The following is a 14,431-nucleotide window of genomic DNA, read 5'->3' as shown; positions in this document are numbered from 1 at the left end:
GGCTGCTCTCGTTGGCTCAGGCGGCCCGCGCCCTTGGGCGCGGATTGCATGGTAGGCGGGGTCGGATCAGTACACGCGCGGCTTCGGCGGCACTACGGACACGTCGTCGGTCAACGTGTACATGTGCACCGGACGGTAGTCGAAGCTGCACTTGCCCTTCTCGTCGACGCTGACCAGGGTGTGCTTCTGCCAGTTGACGTCGTCGCGGTCCGGGAAGTCCTCGTGCGCATGCGCGCCGCGGCTTTCCTTGCGCTGTTCGGCCGAGTTGATCGTCGCCACCGCGTTGAGCAGCAGGTTGTTCAGCTCGTAGGTCTCGATCAGGTCCGAGTTCCACACCAGCGAACGGTCGGAGACCTTCACGTCCTGGAACGAGTCGAAGATCTTGTCCATCTTCTCGCAGCCTTCCTTCAGCGTCTGGCTGGTGCGGAAGACCGCCGCGTCGGCCTGCATGGTGCGCTGCATGCGATCGCGGATGACCGAGGTCGGGGTATCGCCGTTGGCGTGGCGCAGCTTGTCCAGCAGGCCCAGCGCCTTGTCGCAGGCATCAGACGCCAGCGGCTTGTGCGACGCGCCCGGCTTGATGGTCTCGGCGCAGCGGTTGGCCACCGCACGACCGAACACCACCAGGTCCAGCAGCGAGTTCGAACCCAGGCGGTTGGCACCGTGCACCGACACGCAGGCGGCTTCGCCGATCGCGTACAGGCCCGGGATCACCGCGTCGGGGTTGTCGCCATCCTTGCGGACGACTTCACCGTGGTAGTTGGTCGGGATGCCGCCCATGTTGTAGTGCACGGTCGGGATGACCGGGATCGGCTGCTTGTGCACGTCGACGCCGGCAAAGATGCGGGCGCTCTCGGCGATGCCCGGCAGCTTGTCGTCGATCACGCCCGGGCCGAGGTGGGTCAGGTCGAGCAGGATGTGATCCTTGTGCTCGCCGACGCCGCGGCCTTCGCGGATCTCGATGGTCATCGAACGGCTGACCACGTCGCGCGAGGCCAGATCCTTGTAGTGCGGTGCATAGCGCTCCATGAAGCGCTCGCCGCTGCTGTTGCGCAGGATGCCACCTTCACCGCGGACACCCTCGGTGATCAGGCAGCCGGCGCCGTAGATGCCGGTCGGGTGGAACTGCACGAACTCCATGTCCTGCATGGCGATGCCGGCACGCATGGCCAGGCCGCCACCGTCGCCGGTGCAGGTGTGCGCCGAGGTGGCGCTGAAGTAGGCACGGCCGTAGCCGCCGGTGGCCAGCACCACGCCCTGGGCGCGGAACAGGTGCAGCGTGCCGTCGGACATGTCCAGGGCCAGTACGCCGCGGCAGGCGCCTTCGTCGTCGAAGATCAGGTCGAGCGCGAAGTACTCGATCATGAAGCGCGCATCATGCTTCAGCGACTGCTGGTACAGGGTGTGCAGCATCGCATGACCGGTACGGTCGGCCGCCGCGCAGGTACGCTGCGCCGCCGGGCCTTCACCGTACTTGGTGGTCATGCCACCGAACGGACGCTGGTAGATCTTGCCTTCGGCGGTACGCGAGAACGGCACGCCGTAGTGTTCCAGCTCGATGATGGCCGGGATGGCCTCACGGCACATGTATTCGATGGCGTCCTGGTCGCCCAGCCAGTCCGACCCCTTGATGGTGTCGAAGAAGTGGTAGCGCCAGTCGTCCTCGCCCATGTTGGCGAGTGCGGCCGAGATACCGCCCTGGGCGGCAACGGTGTGCGAACGGGTCGGGAAGACCTTGGTCAGGCACACGGTCTGCAGGCCCTTGGCGGCCAGGCCGAACGTGGCGCGCAGGCCGGCGCCGCCGGCGCCGACCACGACCATGTCGTACTTGTGTTCGGTGATCTTGTAAGCGGACATCTAATCTGGATTCCTGTGTTGGTGCCTGGGCTCAGGCAACGCCGAGGGCGATGCGGCCCACCGCAAACACACTGACGATCATGCCGAGCACGGCGACGAACTTCACCGCGGTCTGCAGCACCAGGGCCAGCAGCGATTCGTGGATGTAGTCTTCCAGCACGACCTGCATGCCGAGCTGGGCGTGCCAGAACATGGCGATCAGCAGGCCGATCAGCGGCACGGCGTTCCACGGCTTGGCCACGGCGGCAGCGGCGGTCGCGTAATCCGAGCCCAGCAGGCTCAGCACGAAGACCAGGAACCAGATGCCCAGCGCCACCAGGGCGGCGGCGGTCAGGCGCTGGTGCACGAAGTGCTCGGTGCCGGTCTTGGCCGAGCCAAGGCCGCGCACGCTCTTCAACGGGGTACGGAACTTGCTCACGCGGCACCTCCGAACATCACATAGGCCCACACCAGCAGGGTGATCACCAGGCTGCCGGTGACCGACAGCCAGCTGCTGCGGATGAAGGCGGGGATGCTGAAGCCGATGGCGAAGTCCTGCACCACATGGCGGATGCCATTGCACAGGTGATAGGCGAACGACCATGTCCACGCGAACAGGAACACGCGGCCATACCAGGCCCCGGCATGGCCGGTGAAGCAGTTCCAGGATTCGGGCCCCATCATCAGGGCCAGCAGGCCGGCGGCGATGATGAGGGCACCAACAGACAGAAAGACGCCAGTGGCTCGATGCAGGATCGAGGTGGCCATCTGAATCTGCCAGCGATACACCTGAAGGTGCGGGGAAAGTGGGCGTTGTCTGGTCGCCATTCGCTGGGCTCGTTGTCTCGGCTGGGCGGCACACGGCCGCGTTGGCTCAATGCTGATCAGAAATCGATGCAGCGTCCGTTTTTCTCCCAATCGCCATACCGCACCGGATCAAGTCCGCCGCGGCCGCCGAATTCCTCTGCTTTTTCCTGTTCCACGGGCACGGGTGCCGCGGGGACCAGCGGGGCTTCAGATTCGTCGTCGGGAGTGGGGGTTGTTTGGCCTATCATGTTCGGTCTCGCAACGCACAAATTTTAGACCTCGTTCACGTGCCTGACAACCTGCCCCCTGCTTTCGTCGGATATCCGCGCCTGCCCGGCCACCAGTTGCTGAGCCTGCAGGGCACGGATGCGGCCGTTTTCGCCCACGCCCAGTTCAGCGGCGACGTCACTGCCTTGCCCCTGCTGCACTGGCAGTGGAGCGCCTGGCTGAGCGCAAAAGGCCGCACCCTGGCGGTGTTCCAGCTACTTCGGCTGGCCGACGACCACGTGATGCTGGTGCTGGCCGACGGCGATGCCGATGCGATTGCGTCGCAACTGCAGCGCTTCGTGTTCCGTCGCAAGGTGAAGGTGCAGGTGCGCAGCGATCTGGCGGTGGCCGGCGCCTTCACCGCGCCCGAAGCCGCCAGCAACGCCGCGATTGCGCACGCCGCAGCGGACGGCTGGGAACTTGACCTGGGCAGCGATGCGCTGCCGCGCACCCTGCGCATTGGCGCAGCTGATGCCTTTGCCGCCGGCAGCGAAACCGATGAGGCCGCTTTCGCCCTGGCCTGGCGCCAGGCCGACCTGCGCTACGGGTTGCCGCGACTGGAAGAAAGCCAGCGCGAAGTGTGGACCCCCCAGCAGCTGGGCCTGGACCGCCTGAACGGCTACAGCGTGAAGAAGGGCTGCTATCCCGGCCAGGAAATCGTCGCGCGCACCCACTTCCTCGGCAAGGCCAAGCGCGCGGTACAGCTGCTGCATACCGCAGCACCGGCGCAGGCCGGCGATGGCGTGCAGCAGGACGGCGCAGCGCTGGGCACGATTGCCAGCGTGGCCGGTGAGCTGGCGCTGGCGGTGCTGCCGCTGGAGGCCAGCGACGCCGAGCTGCAGGTGGGTGGTGCGGTGGCGCAGCGTGTGCCGCTACTGGATGGATTGGCGCGCTGAGGTTCACGCCGGGCACGGCCCGGCGCTACCGCCACCATGGTGGGTGCGGACCGTTGGTCCGCACTGCAACGAAGCAGCCGAGCGTGGGCTCGGCTCTACAGAATCAGAGGCGCTCGCCGGTTTCCGGGTTGAAGAAATGCAACCCCTGCGGGTGGATCGCCACGCGGATCTGCTCGCCCACCGCCGGCAGCGCCTGCGGCGCCACGCGCATGGTCAGCGCATGCTGGCCACTGCTGAGGTTGACGAAGATCTCGTTGCCGACCGGCTCAATGCCTTCGATGCGCGCAGTGAACGCATGCGCATCATCGGCGGCCGCCGGCTGCAGGTGCTCCGGCCGCACACCCACCGCGATCGGCTTCTGCAACCACGCTGGATCGATCGTGGCCTGGCCCAGCGGTGCACGCCATTCGCCGTCGACCACGGTCACGCCACCGGCGTCGCCCTGCAGCGTGCCACGCAGCACGTTCATCGCCGGGCTGCCGAGGAAGCCGGCCACGAACAGGTTGGCCGGGCGGTCGTACAGCGCCATCGGCGTATCGATCTGCTGGATGATGCCGTCCTTCAGCACCACGATGCGCTGGCCCAGGGTCATCGCTTCAACCTGGTCGTGCGTCACGTAGATCATGGTGGTGCCCAGCTTGCGGTGCAGCTGCGCGATTTCGGTGCGCACGCTATGGCGCAGCTTGGCATCCAGATTGGACAGCGGTTCGTCGAGCAGGAACACCGCCGGCTCGCGCACCAGCGCCCGGCCCAGCGCAACACGCTGGCGCTGGCCGCCGGACATCGCCTTGGGCAGCTTGTCCATCATCTCAGTCAGGCCCAGCGTCTGCGCCGCTTCGGCGATGCGCTTGTCGATGGTCGCCTTGTCATGCCCGCGCAGCTTCAGGCCAAAGGCCAGGTTCTCGGCCACGGTCATGTGCGGATACAGTGCGTAGCTCTGGAACACCATCGCGATGTCGCGATCCTTCGGCGCCACGTCGTTGACCACGCGATCACCGATGGTCAGCGTGCCGCCGCTGATCTCTTCCAAGCCGGCCACCATCCGCAACAGGGTCGACTTGCCACAGCCGGACGGACCGACCAGCACCATCAGCTCGCCATCGGCGACCTCGAAGCTGGCGTCCTTCACCGCGACCTGGCCGTTGTCATAGACCTTGCGCACACCCTGCAACTGCACTTTTGCCATATCACCTTTCCGGTCCGCCCGAAGCCGGGCTGTCTTTTGGGACTGCCTCGGCCCTCCCGATGGCAGTGATGATTGCGCGCTTGCCGCATGACGGCGAGCACTGCAATCGAATACAGTTGCCCATTCTGCCATGTAAACGTTTTCACGTGGCACTATCCGATGATCGGTGCGCACCGATCTGCGTCGGCGGTTGAACGAAGCTTCCGCCGAGGTAGTGGTTTCGAATGGAACGATCTTCCGGTGCTCCGGAGAACGCCCCTGACGAACCTCGGACAGGCAGTTGCGCGGATGTCCCCCGAACCCAGCCATGAAGCGATTGACAACGATGTCACCCGGATCTGAAACTCGAGCGATGCACGACACCCTCTTCCTGTTCGGTGCCACAGGTGATCTGGCCCAGCGCTACCTGTTCCCTTCGCTGCTTCGCCTGCTTGGCGACGGCCTGCTGCCGGAGGACTTCCGCATCCGTGCGCTGGCCCTGTCCGGGCATGACACCGAAGCCTTCCATGACATCCTGCGGCCGCGCCTGCAGCAGGCCATGCCGATGGCCACGCAGGACGACATCGGTGCCCTGTTGCGCCGCATCGACTACCGTTCGGTGGATCTGCGCGACGTCGACTCGGTTGCCGCCGCGGTCTCCGACCTGGTGCACCGCAAGTGCGTCAGCTACCTGGCCATCCCGCCGGGCCTGTACATCTCCACCTGCGAAGGCCTGGCCAAGGGCGGCGCACTTGCCGCACCGGCACGCCTGATGCTGGAGAAGCCGATCGGCAGCGACAGCGAGAGCGCCGAGGAAATCATCAGCACCATCGGCCAGTGGATCGACGAGGACCGCGTGTTCCGTCTCGACCACTACCTGGGCAAGGCGGCAGTTCAGAACCTGATCGCGCTGCGCTTCGGCAACACGCTGCTGGAAGCAGTGTGGAACCGCAACTACATCGAATCGGTGCACATCCTGGTGGCCGAGAGCGAAGGCGTGGATGGCCGCGACGCCTACTACGCCCGCTCCGGCGCGCTGCGCGACATGGTGCAGAGCCACATCCTGCAGTTGCTGTGCATGGTGGCGATGGAACCGCCCGCGTCGCTGGAAGCCGACCGCATCCGCGACGAGAAGGTCAAGGTGCTGCGCGCCCTGCGTCCGCTTGATGCCAAGCACGCCGCGCGTGACAGCATCCGCGGCCGCTACACCGCCGGCACCATCAACGGCCAGCCGGCACAGGCCTACCAGCCGCCGGAAGGCAGCGACGTGGAGACCTTCGCCGGTGTCACCGCGCACATCGACAATTGGCGCTGGAGCGGCGTGCCGTTCCACCTGGTCACCGGCAAGCGCCTGCCCGAACGCACCACCCGCGTGGTGGTCACGCTGAAGCCGGTCACCCACTGGCTGTTCGAGCGCCCGCAGCGCGCGCAGGCCGCACCGAACCGCCTGGTGTTCCAGCTGCAGCCGCAGGAAAACATCGAACTGGGCCTGATGAGCAGCCTGGCCGGCCCGGAATGGGGCGCGCTGGAACTGCACCCGCTGGAGCTGGAGCTGTCGGTGCCGACCGGCCTGCACCGCCGCATCGCCTACGAACGCCTGTTCCTGGATGCCTTCAACGGCAACCACACGCTGTTCGTGCGCGATGACGAAGTGCGCGCCGCCTGGGCGTGGATCGACAGCGTGGCCGACGCCTGGAAGGACGCCAAGCTGCCGCTGGAGCCCTACCCCGCCGGCCAGTGGGGCCCGAGCAATGCGGGCGAGTTCCTGCCGCAGGGCGTGGACGCGCCGGACAGCGGAGCCTCGGCATGAGCGCCAGCTCGCAGCCGGTGCTGGTCGCCGACATCGGCGGCACCAACGCCCGCTTCGCCCTGGCCGACACCTCGCAGGACGCACCGCTGCAGAAGGACAGCATCCGCGAGTATGCGGTGGCGGAGTTTCCCTCGCTGGGTGATGCCGCACGCCACCATCTCGAACAGATCGGTGCCACTGCAAGCCGCGGCGTGTTCGCGGTTGCCGGTCGCGTCGATGGTGACGAAGCGCGCATCACCAACCATCCGTGGGTGATCTCGCGCAGCCGCACCGCAGCCATGCTTGGTTTCGACGAACTGCACCTGATCAACGATTTCGCCGCACAGGCGATGGCGATTTCACTGCTGCAGCCCGATGACGTGGTCCAGGTCGGTGGTGCCGCCTGGGTGCCGGGCAAGCCGGGCCAGCCGCGCAACTACGCGGTGATCGGTCCGGGTACCGGCCTGGGTGTCGGTGGCCTGATCCTGCGCCACGGACGCTGCTATCCACTGGAAACCGAAGGCGGCCATGTCAGCTTCCCGCCGGGAACCCCGGAGGAGATCCGCATCCTGGAAATCCTGTCCGAGCAGTTCGGCCGCGTCTCCAACGAGCGACTGATCTGCGGCCCTGGCCTGGTCAACATCCATCGCGCGGTGTGCGAGATGGCCGGTATCGATCCCGGCCAGCTGCAGCCGGTGGACGTGACCGCCCGCGCCCTGCATGGCGATCCGCAGGCAATGCGCACCGTGGACGTGTTCTGCGCGGTGTTCGGCGCCATTGCCGGCGACCTGGTGCTGACCCAGGGTGCCTGGGATGGCGTGTTCCTGACCGGCGGTCTGACCCCGAAGATGCTCGATTCGCTGCAGCACTCTGGTTTCCGCCAGCGCTTCGAACACAAGGGGCGGTTCTCTTCGATCATGGCGCGCGTTCCCTCGTTGGCCGTGATGCATCCCCACGCCGGATTGCTGGGCGCCGCCGCCTATGCCGCCGACGCCGAACGTGACGCACCTGGAGTTGCCGCATGAGCCCCACCTTCCACGACGACCGCATCGAGTTCATCAGCCACGGCGATGCCGATGGCTGGATCGAGGCAGTGGCCGCCGAGATGGCGCAGACCCTCAACCACGACATCAACGAAGTGGGCCGCGCCCGCATCCTGTTGTCCGGCGGCACCACGCCGGCGCCGGTCTACCAGGCGCTGGCCGAGTTGGACGTGCACTGGGACCGGGTGGAAGTGAGCCTGGCCGACGAGCGCTGGCTGTCGCCGCAGGATCGCGACAGCAACGCCTGGCTGGTGCGCGAGCACCTGCTCAAGCGCGCCGAAGGTGCGCATTTCGATCCGCTGGTGCGGATCGGCAAGCCGCTGCCGGAATGCGTTTACACCGCCAACCTGCAGGCCCAGCACAGCCAGCCGCCGAGCCTGGTAGCACTGGGCATGGGCAACGACGGCCACACTGCCTCGCTGTTCCCGGGCTCGAAGGACCTGGCCCGCGCACTGGAAAGCACCCTGCCCTACGCGGCACTGGACGCCACCGGCTGCCCGGGCGCGAACCAGTGGCCGCTGCGCATCACGCTGACCCCACACGGGCTGGGCCAGTGCCGCCAGCGCCTGCTGCTGCTGCGCGGCAAGCAGAAGCTGCAGGTGCTGCGCCAGGCGCTGGACAGCAAGGACGCCCAGCAGTACCCGATCCTCAATGCAATCAACCTGGACGGCGCGCGCCTGCGCGTGCACTGGGCTGATTGATGTCGGCGGCGGCGCTCCGCCGCCGCTTGCCTCTCGCCACCACGAACGCCGGTAGCCAATGAGCCTCCATCCGCAACTGCAAGCCATCACTGAGCGTGTCATCCGCCGCAGCGCCGCCTCGCGTGCCGCCTATCTGGCCGCGATCGATGCCTCCCTGCGTGAGGGCCCGTTCCGCAGCCGCCTGAGCTGCGGCAACCTCGCCCACGGATTCGCCGCCTGTGGCGGCACCGACAAGAGCCGCCTGCGCGGTGGCGTGACGCCGAACCTGGGCATCATCACCGCCTACAACGACATGCTGTCGGCGCACCAGCCGTTCGAGACCTATCCCGAGCAGATCCGCGACATCGCCCGCGAGCTCGGTGCTACGGCACAGGTGGCCGGCGGCGTGCCGGCGATGTGCGACGGCGTCACCCAGGGCCGTGGTGGCATGGAACTGTCGCTGTTCTCGCGCGATGTGATCGCCCAGTCGACCGCGATCGGGCTCAGCCACGACATGTTCGACACCACCGTCTACCTCGGCGTGTGCGACAAGATCGTGCCGGGCCTGCTGATCGGTGCGCTGGCCTTCGGCCACCTGCCGGCGGTGTTCGTGCCGGCCGGCCCGATGACCCCGGGCATTCCGAACAAGCAGAAGGCCGAAGTGCGCGAACGCTACGCCGCCGGCGAAGCCACCCGCGAAGAGCTTCTGGAAGCCGAGTCCGCGTCGTACCACGGCGCTGGCACCTGCACCTTCTACGGCACCGCCAATTCCAACCAGGTCTTGCTGGAAGCGATGGGCGTGCAGCTGCCGGGCGCGTCGTTCGTAAATCCGGGCACGCCGCTGCGCGATGCACTCACCCGCGAAGCGACCGAACGTGCGCTGGACATCACCGCGCTGGGCGATGACTTCCGCCCGCTGGGCCGGATCATCGACGAGCGCGCGATCATCAACGCGGTCATCGCGCTGATGGCCACCGGCGGTTCGACCAACCACACCATCCATTGGGTCGCGGTGGCGCGTGCGGCCGGCATCGTGCTGACCTGGGACGATTTCGACGAGCTGTCGCAGCTGATCCCGCTGCTGGCCCGCGTCTATCCGAACGGCGACGCCGACGTGAACCGCTTCGCGGCGGCCGGCGGCCCGGCGTTCGTGTTCGGCGAACTGATCAAGGCTGGCCTGATGCACGGCGACCTCGTGAGCGTGGCACGCGGCGGCATGGCCGACTATGCGCGCGAGCCGCAGCTGCGCGACGGCCAGCTGGTCTATCTGCCGGGCCTGGAACGCAGCGCCGATGACGAAGTGGTGCGTGGCGTCGACAATCCGTTCGAGCAACAGGGTGGCCTGCGACTGCTGCGCGGCAACCTGGGCAAGTCGCTGATCAAGCTGTCGGCGGTGAAGCCGCAGTACCGCACGATCGAAGCGCCGGCCGTGGTGGTCGATGCACCGCAGGTGTTGAACAAGCTGCATGCCGGTGGCCTGCTGCCCGAGCATTTCGTGGCGGTGGTGCGATACCAGGGCCCGCGAGCGAACGGCATGCCCGAACTGCATTCGCTGGCGCCGCTGCTGGGCCTGTTGCAGAACCAGGGCCGGCGCGTGGCGCTGGTTACCGACGGCCGCCTGTCCGGCGCCTCGGGCAAGATTCCGGCGGCGATCCACGTGACGCCGGAGGCTGCCCGCGGCGGTCCGCTGGCGAAGGTCCGCGAGGGCGACATGATCCGCCTGGATGGCGAGGCCGGCACGTTGGAAGTGCTGGTGGATGCGGCGGAATGGGCAGCACGTCCGCTGGCGCCGAACACCGCGCCGGCCGCGCATGACCTGGGCCGCAACCTGTTCGCGATCAACCGCCGCGTGGTGGGTCCAGCCGACCAGGGGGCGATTTCGATTTCGTGCGGGCCGGCGGCGGCTGATGGCGGGCCGTGGGATTACGACGCGGAGTATGAGTTGGGACACGATGCCGCGGCGGCGGCAGCGCCGCATGAGGCGAAGGACGCCTGAAGCGAAAAGCCGCGGCAGGCTTCCCGGCTTGGGCAGTAGAGCGCCCTTGGACAATTCCCGGCGCGTCATTTGCGCTGCGGCCACTGAATCAAGAAGAGCAAAGGCAAGGGCAAAAGCATGGGTATCGAACAACATCAGGTGAAGGCGGCGGAGCTATTGCATGCGGCGGGCATCCTGCCGGTGGTGACGGTTCATACGCTGGACCAGGCGCGGGCGGTCAGTGCGGCGCTGCTGGAAGGTGGCCTGCCGGCCATCGAGCTGACGCTGCGGACGCCGGTGGCGATGGAAGCGCTGGCGATGCTCAAGCGCGAGCTGCCGGATGTGGTGGTGGGCGCGGGCACGGTGCTGACCGTGGAGCAGATGCAGCAGTCCATCGATGCAGGTGCGGATTTCCTGGTGACGCCGGGTACGCCGCCGGCCCTGGCTGATGCGCTGGCCGCTGCGCCGCTGCCGGTGGTGCCGGGTGCGGCCACGCCGACCGAACTGCTGTCGCTGTGCGCGCGCGGCTTCCGTGTGTGCAAGCTGTTCCCGGCCACGGCCGTGGGTGGGCTGGCGATGATCAAGGGCCTGGCCGGCCCGGTCGCCGACCTGAAGCTGTGCCCGACCGGCGGCATCACCGAAAACACCGCCGCCGAATACCTCGAACAGAAGAACGTGGTCTGCATTGGTGGTTCGTGGATGGTGCCGGGCAACTGGATCGCCGACGGTGAATGGGACAAGGTGCGCGCCAGCGCCGCCGACGCCGCGAAGATCATCCAGCGCGTGCGCGGCCACTGAGCCCAACGCAGCTGTAGAGCCGAGCCCACGCTCGGCTCCACGCCAGCGGAATGGAAAGCAGCCGAGCATGGGCTCGGCTCTACAGGACCAGCATCCAGAGCGGGCAAAGCGCGCGACCCGCTCCCGCTCTTCCTTCTTCATTCCGCGGTGGACGCGCACGGAACCTGTCCGTGGCCCTGCGGAGGGATGGCGCGACCGAGCCTCCAGAATCCAACCGCACCACCACCGCGAGGGGCTCAGCCGTTGGCCGAAACCCCTTACAGCGGCCGTGCCGGATCCACCAGCCCGTACTGGCTGGCCATCCGCGCCAACGCGATGTTGTCGTGGATCCCCATCTTCTCGAACAACCGCGCCTTGTGCGTGTTCACCGTCTTCGCACTCAGGCTCAGACGCCGCGCAATGTCTTCCTGGCGCAGGCCCTGGGTCAGCAGCAGCGCCACCTCAAGCTCGCGCGGCGACAGGTTGTCAAACGGCGAACCGTTGCCTTCCACCGTCGACAGCGCCAGGTTCTGCGCGATGCTGGTGCCCAGGTACCGACGGCCACCTGCCACGTCGCGCACCGCACGCAGCAGTTCCTGCGCATCGCAGCCCTTGCCGATGTAACCGGCCGCGCCGGCTTCGAGCAGCCGCTTCGGCAGCGGGCCGTCTTCCAGTACCGACACGATCACCACGCGGGTGTTGCGGTGGCTGCGGACGATGCGCTCGGTCACTTCCATGCCGCTCACGCCCGGCAGGTGCAGGTCGCACAGCACCACGTCCGGCAGCAGCTGGCGGACCTCGCGCAGCGCGTCCTCGCCGGTCTCGGCTTCGCCCACCACCTCGATGTCGGTTTCCCCCGACAGAATCATCTTCATCCCGGTGCGGACCAGTGCGTGGTCATCCACCAGGTAGACTCGAATCGTCATTCACGTACCTCTTCGAATGCGGCCATTGCAGGTCAAGCTAGGTGGGGTGCCGATACCCCTGCAAGCGCGTTCGGAATGCGACCCCGGCAATCTGCCTTGCGCATCACAGTACCGCGCGTTGTGCTTGCCCCCTGTCTTGCAGAACCTGCTGCAACGAAACAACTGATCTATCACGTAGACGTCCCTCAAGGGCCATCCACGTCAATCCCCCTGTGATGATGCTTCGCTGGCCTTCGCTGGCGGCGGGCCGTGACGTCGCCAAGGGTGCCGGCGACTGAACATGACCAGATAGCACCCTACCACCCAAACCAGCGCGGCACACCATCCGGCCAGGATGTCGGAGGGGTAATGCACCCCCAGATAGACCCGGGACACGCTGACCAGCAGGCTGAACGCGGGTGCCAGCAGCAGCACCGGCCAGCGCCAGCGGGTGTTCCAGGCCAGCAGCACCAGGGTCACCGCCAGGGTCATCGAACCCATGGCATGCCCGCTGGGAAAGCTGAACGTCGATTCCGGCGCGATCGATTCCCACAGGCTGGGGCGCTGGCGCTGGAAGAACTGCTTGCTGCCCATGTTCAGCAGCGCCGATCCCACGAAGCTGACCGCCACGAAGGTCGCCTCGCGCCAACGCCGGTAGCCCAGCAGCGCGCCGATGATCACTACGTCGGCCGGGATCAGGAACCACTCGTAGCCCAGTTTCGAGATGAGCACGAAGAAGCGGTCCAGCCAGGGCGAATGCAGGCCATGCATCTGCCACAGCAGCGGCGCGTCGAAATGGAACGATTCAAACTCGTGCACTTCGTCCGCCAGGGCGACGAAGCCGGCCAACGGCAGCAGCACACCGCCGAACAGCAGGACCAGGCGCCAGGCGTTGCGCGCCATCCAGTGGCGGAAGCCGGAGGCGGACTCCGGTGCAGCGAGGATCGCAGGCTTATCCGACGCTTCGGACATATTTGTGTTCGACGTAATCGTCGATCAGGGCGACGAACTCCTGGGCGATGTTGTCGCCACGCAGGGTCACCTTCTTCTCGCCATCGACGAATACCGGCGCTGCAGGCGTTTCACCCGTGCCCGGCAACGAGATGCCGATGTTGGCATGGCGCGACTCACCCGGCCCGTTGACGATGCAGCCCATCACCGCCAGGGTCATGTTCTCTGCACCCGGGTGGTGGATCTTCCACAGCGGCATCTTCTCGCGCACGTGGTTCTGCACCACCTTGGCCAGCTCCTGGAAGAACTCGGAGGTAGTGCGGCCGCAGCCCGGGCAGGCCGTGACCAGTGGCGTGAAGGCACGCTGGCCGGTGGTCTGCAGCAGTTCCTGGGCGACGATCACTTCCTGCGTGCGCGACTGGCCCGGTTCCGGGGTCAGCGAGATGCGGATCGTGTCTCCGATGCCTTCCTGCAGCAGCACGCTCAGCGCCGCGGACGAGGCGACGATGCCCTTGCTGCCGATGCCGGCCTCGGTCAGGCCCAGGTGCAGGGCGAAATCCGAGCGCTGGGCCAGGTCGCGATACACCGCGATCAGCTCCTGCACGCCGCTGACCTTGGCCGACAGCACGATGCGGTCGCGCGGCAGGCCGAGTTCCACCGCCTGCTCGGCCGAATCCAGCGCCGAGCGGATCAGCGCCTCGCGCAGCACGCGGCCGGCGTCCCAGGGCTGTTCGCGCCGGTTGTTCTCGTCCATCAGCTTCGCCGCCAGGGCCTGGTCCAGCGAGCCCCAGTTGGCGCCGATGCGCACCGGCTTGTTGTAGCGGATCGCGAACTCGATCAACTGGGCGAACTGCAGGTCCTTCTTCTTGCCGAAGCCGACGTTGCCCGGGTTGATGCGGTACTTGGCCAGCGCTTCGGCACACGCCGGCTCGGCGGTCAGCAGCTGGTGGCCGTTGTAGTGGAAGTCACCGATCAGCGGCACGTCGATGCCCATCATCGCCAGCTTGTCGACGATGCGCGGGATCGCCGCAGCGGCTTCAACGGTGTTGACGGTCAAACGCACCATTTCCGAACCTGCACGCCACAGCTCAGCCACCTGCTTCACGCTGGAGGCCACGTCGGACGTGTCGGTGTTGGTCATCGACTGCACCACCACCGGCTTGCCTCCACCTACGGTGACCCCGCCGATCTGCACGGCGTGGGTCTGGCGGCGGGGCCAGGAGGTGGCATCGGAGGGGGGAGTCGGGCGGGTGACGGCGTCGTGCATGGGCGCATTCTACCGCCCGCTCCCGCATTCCGGGTGACTCGCATTCAGCCGGCGGCACGGCTGCGGCCGATTG

14 protein-coding genes are annotated in these 14,431 nt (G+C 67.1%); 6 read left to right on the top strand and 8 right to left on the bottom strand.

Translation table 11 applies throughout. From position 1 onward, the window contains the following. Positions 1–66 precede the first annotated feature (66 nt). From sdhA to AC13FN_RS05340, 4 genes are read right to left on the bottom strand one after another with little or no spacing between them, the layout of a single operon-like run. Entirely contained in the window at positions 67–1,857 is a 1,791-nt protein-coding gene (sdhA, locus tag AC13FN_RS05355) for a succinate dehydrogenase flavoprotein subunit (protein WP_049434180.1), read from the bottom strand. A gap of 31 nt (positions 1,858–1,888) precedes the next feature. Continuing rightward, a complete protein-coding gene (gene sdhD / locus AC13FN_RS05350; RefSeq protein WP_024958619.1) occupies positions 1,889–2,275 on the bottom strand; it encodes a succinate dehydrogenase, hydrophobic membrane anchor protein in 387 nt (128 codons plus the stop codon). Continuing rightward, a complete protein-coding gene (gene sdhC / locus AC13FN_RS05345; RefSeq protein WP_005409076.1) occupies positions 2,272–2,664 on the bottom strand; it encodes a succinate dehydrogenase, cytochrome b556 subunit in 393 nt (130 codons plus the stop codon). The genes sdhD and sdhC overlap by 4 nt, the downstream gene beginning before the upstream one ends. Positions 2,665–2,720: 56 nt before the next feature. Beyond that, a complete protein-coding gene (locus tag AC13FN_RS05340) occupies positions 2,721–2,891 on the bottom strand; it encodes a DUF1674 domain-containing protein (protein WP_005409075.1) in 171 nt (56 codons plus the stop codon). Between the two features lie 39 nt (positions 2,892–2,930). On the opposite strand from AC13FN_RS05340, the gene ygfZ reads away from it, so the two are divergent. Next, on the top strand, positions 2,931–3,806 hold the full coding sequence (gene ygfZ, locus AC13FN_RS05335) for a CAF17-like 4Fe-4S cluster assembly/insertion protein YgfZ (protein WP_049434185.1): 876 nt from the start codon (positions 2,931–2,933) through the stop codon (positions 3,804–3,806). A 103-nt stretch (positions 3,807–3,909) separates the two neighbouring features. On the opposite strand, the gene AC13FN_RS05330 is transcribed toward ygfZ, so the two are convergent. Further along, a complete protein-coding gene (locus tag AC13FN_RS05330; protein WP_010484335.1) occupies positions 3,910–4,992 on the bottom strand; it encodes an ABC transporter ATP-binding protein in 1,083 nt (360 codons plus the stop codon). Positions 4,993–5,344: 352 nt separating this feature from the next. Between AC13FN_RS05330 and zwf the strand changes: the two genes are divergently transcribed. The 5 genes from zwf to eda all read left to right on the top strand — a co-directional run bounded on the left by zwf (position 5,345) and on the right by eda (position 11,256). Then, positions 5,345–6,781: a glucose-6-phosphate dehydrogenase gene (gene zwf / locus AC13FN_RS05325; RefSeq protein ID WP_217015638.1), complete on the top strand. Its 1,437-nt coding sequence runs from the start codon at positions 5,345–5,347 to the stop codon at positions 6,779–6,781. Beyond that, complete coding sequence (gene glk / locus AC13FN_RS05320) at positions 6,778–7,785, top strand: glucokinase (RefSeq protein ID WP_010484331.1); 1,008 nt, start codon at positions 6,778–6,780, stop codon at positions 7,783–7,785. The genes zwf and glk overlap by 4 nt, the downstream gene beginning before the upstream one ends. Beyond that, positions 7,782–8,504, top strand: a complete 723-nt coding sequence (gene pgl, locus AC13FN_RS05315) for a 6-phosphogluconolactonase (RefSeq protein ID WP_482984352.1) — start codon at positions 7,782–7,784, stop codon at positions 8,502–8,504. The genes glk and pgl overlap by 4 nt, the downstream gene beginning before the upstream one ends. Before the next feature lie 58 nt (positions 8,505–8,562). After that, positions 8,563–10,479 (top strand): phosphogluconate dehydratase, encoded by a 1,917-nt coding sequence (edd, locus tag AC13FN_RS05310; RefSeq protein ID WP_217015637.1) that lies wholly within the window; start codon positions 8,563–8,565, stop codon positions 10,477–10,479. A 117-nt stretch (positions 10,480–10,596) separates the two neighbouring features. Then, the gene (gene eda / locus AC13FN_RS05305; RefSeq protein WP_482984351.1) at positions 10,597–11,256 is read left to right on the top strand and encodes a bifunctional 4-hydroxy-2-oxoglutarate aldolase/2-dehydro-3-deoxy-phosphogluconate aldolase; all 660 of its coding nucleotides are present in this window, start codon (positions 10,597–10,599) and stop codon (positions 11,254–11,256) included. Positions 11,257–11,513: 257 nt separating this feature from the next. On the opposite strand, the gene AC13FN_RS05300 is transcribed toward eda, so the two are convergent. The 3 genes from AC13FN_RS05300 to ispG all read right to left on the bottom strand — a co-directional run bounded on the left by AC13FN_RS05300 (position 11,514) and on the right by ispG (position 14,358). After that, entirely contained in the window at positions 11,514–12,161 is a 648-nt protein-coding gene (locus tag AC13FN_RS05300; RefSeq protein ID WP_054171469.1) for a response regulator, read from the bottom strand. Positions 12,162–12,362: 201 nt separating this feature from the next. After that, on the bottom strand, positions 12,363–13,112 hold the full coding sequence (locus tag AC13FN_RS05295; protein WP_054171468.1) for a phosphatase PAP2 family protein: 750 nt from the start codon (positions 13,110–13,112) through the stop codon (positions 12,363–12,365). Continuing rightward, positions 13,093–14,358: a flavodoxin-dependent (E)-4-hydroxy-3-methylbut-2-enyl-diphosphate synthase gene (gene ispG, locus AC13FN_RS05290; RefSeq protein WP_159360018.1), complete on the bottom strand. Its 1,266-nt coding sequence runs from the start codon at positions 14,356–14,358 to the stop codon at positions 13,093–13,095. The genes AC13FN_RS05295 and ispG overlap by 20 nt, the downstream gene beginning before the upstream one ends. Between the last annotated feature and the right edge of the window lie 73 nt (positions 14,359–14,431).

This window comes from Stenotrophomonas sp. 115C5 (genome assembly GCF_056861055.1).
This window is presented reverse-complemented; position numbering and strand designations above follow the sequence as displayed.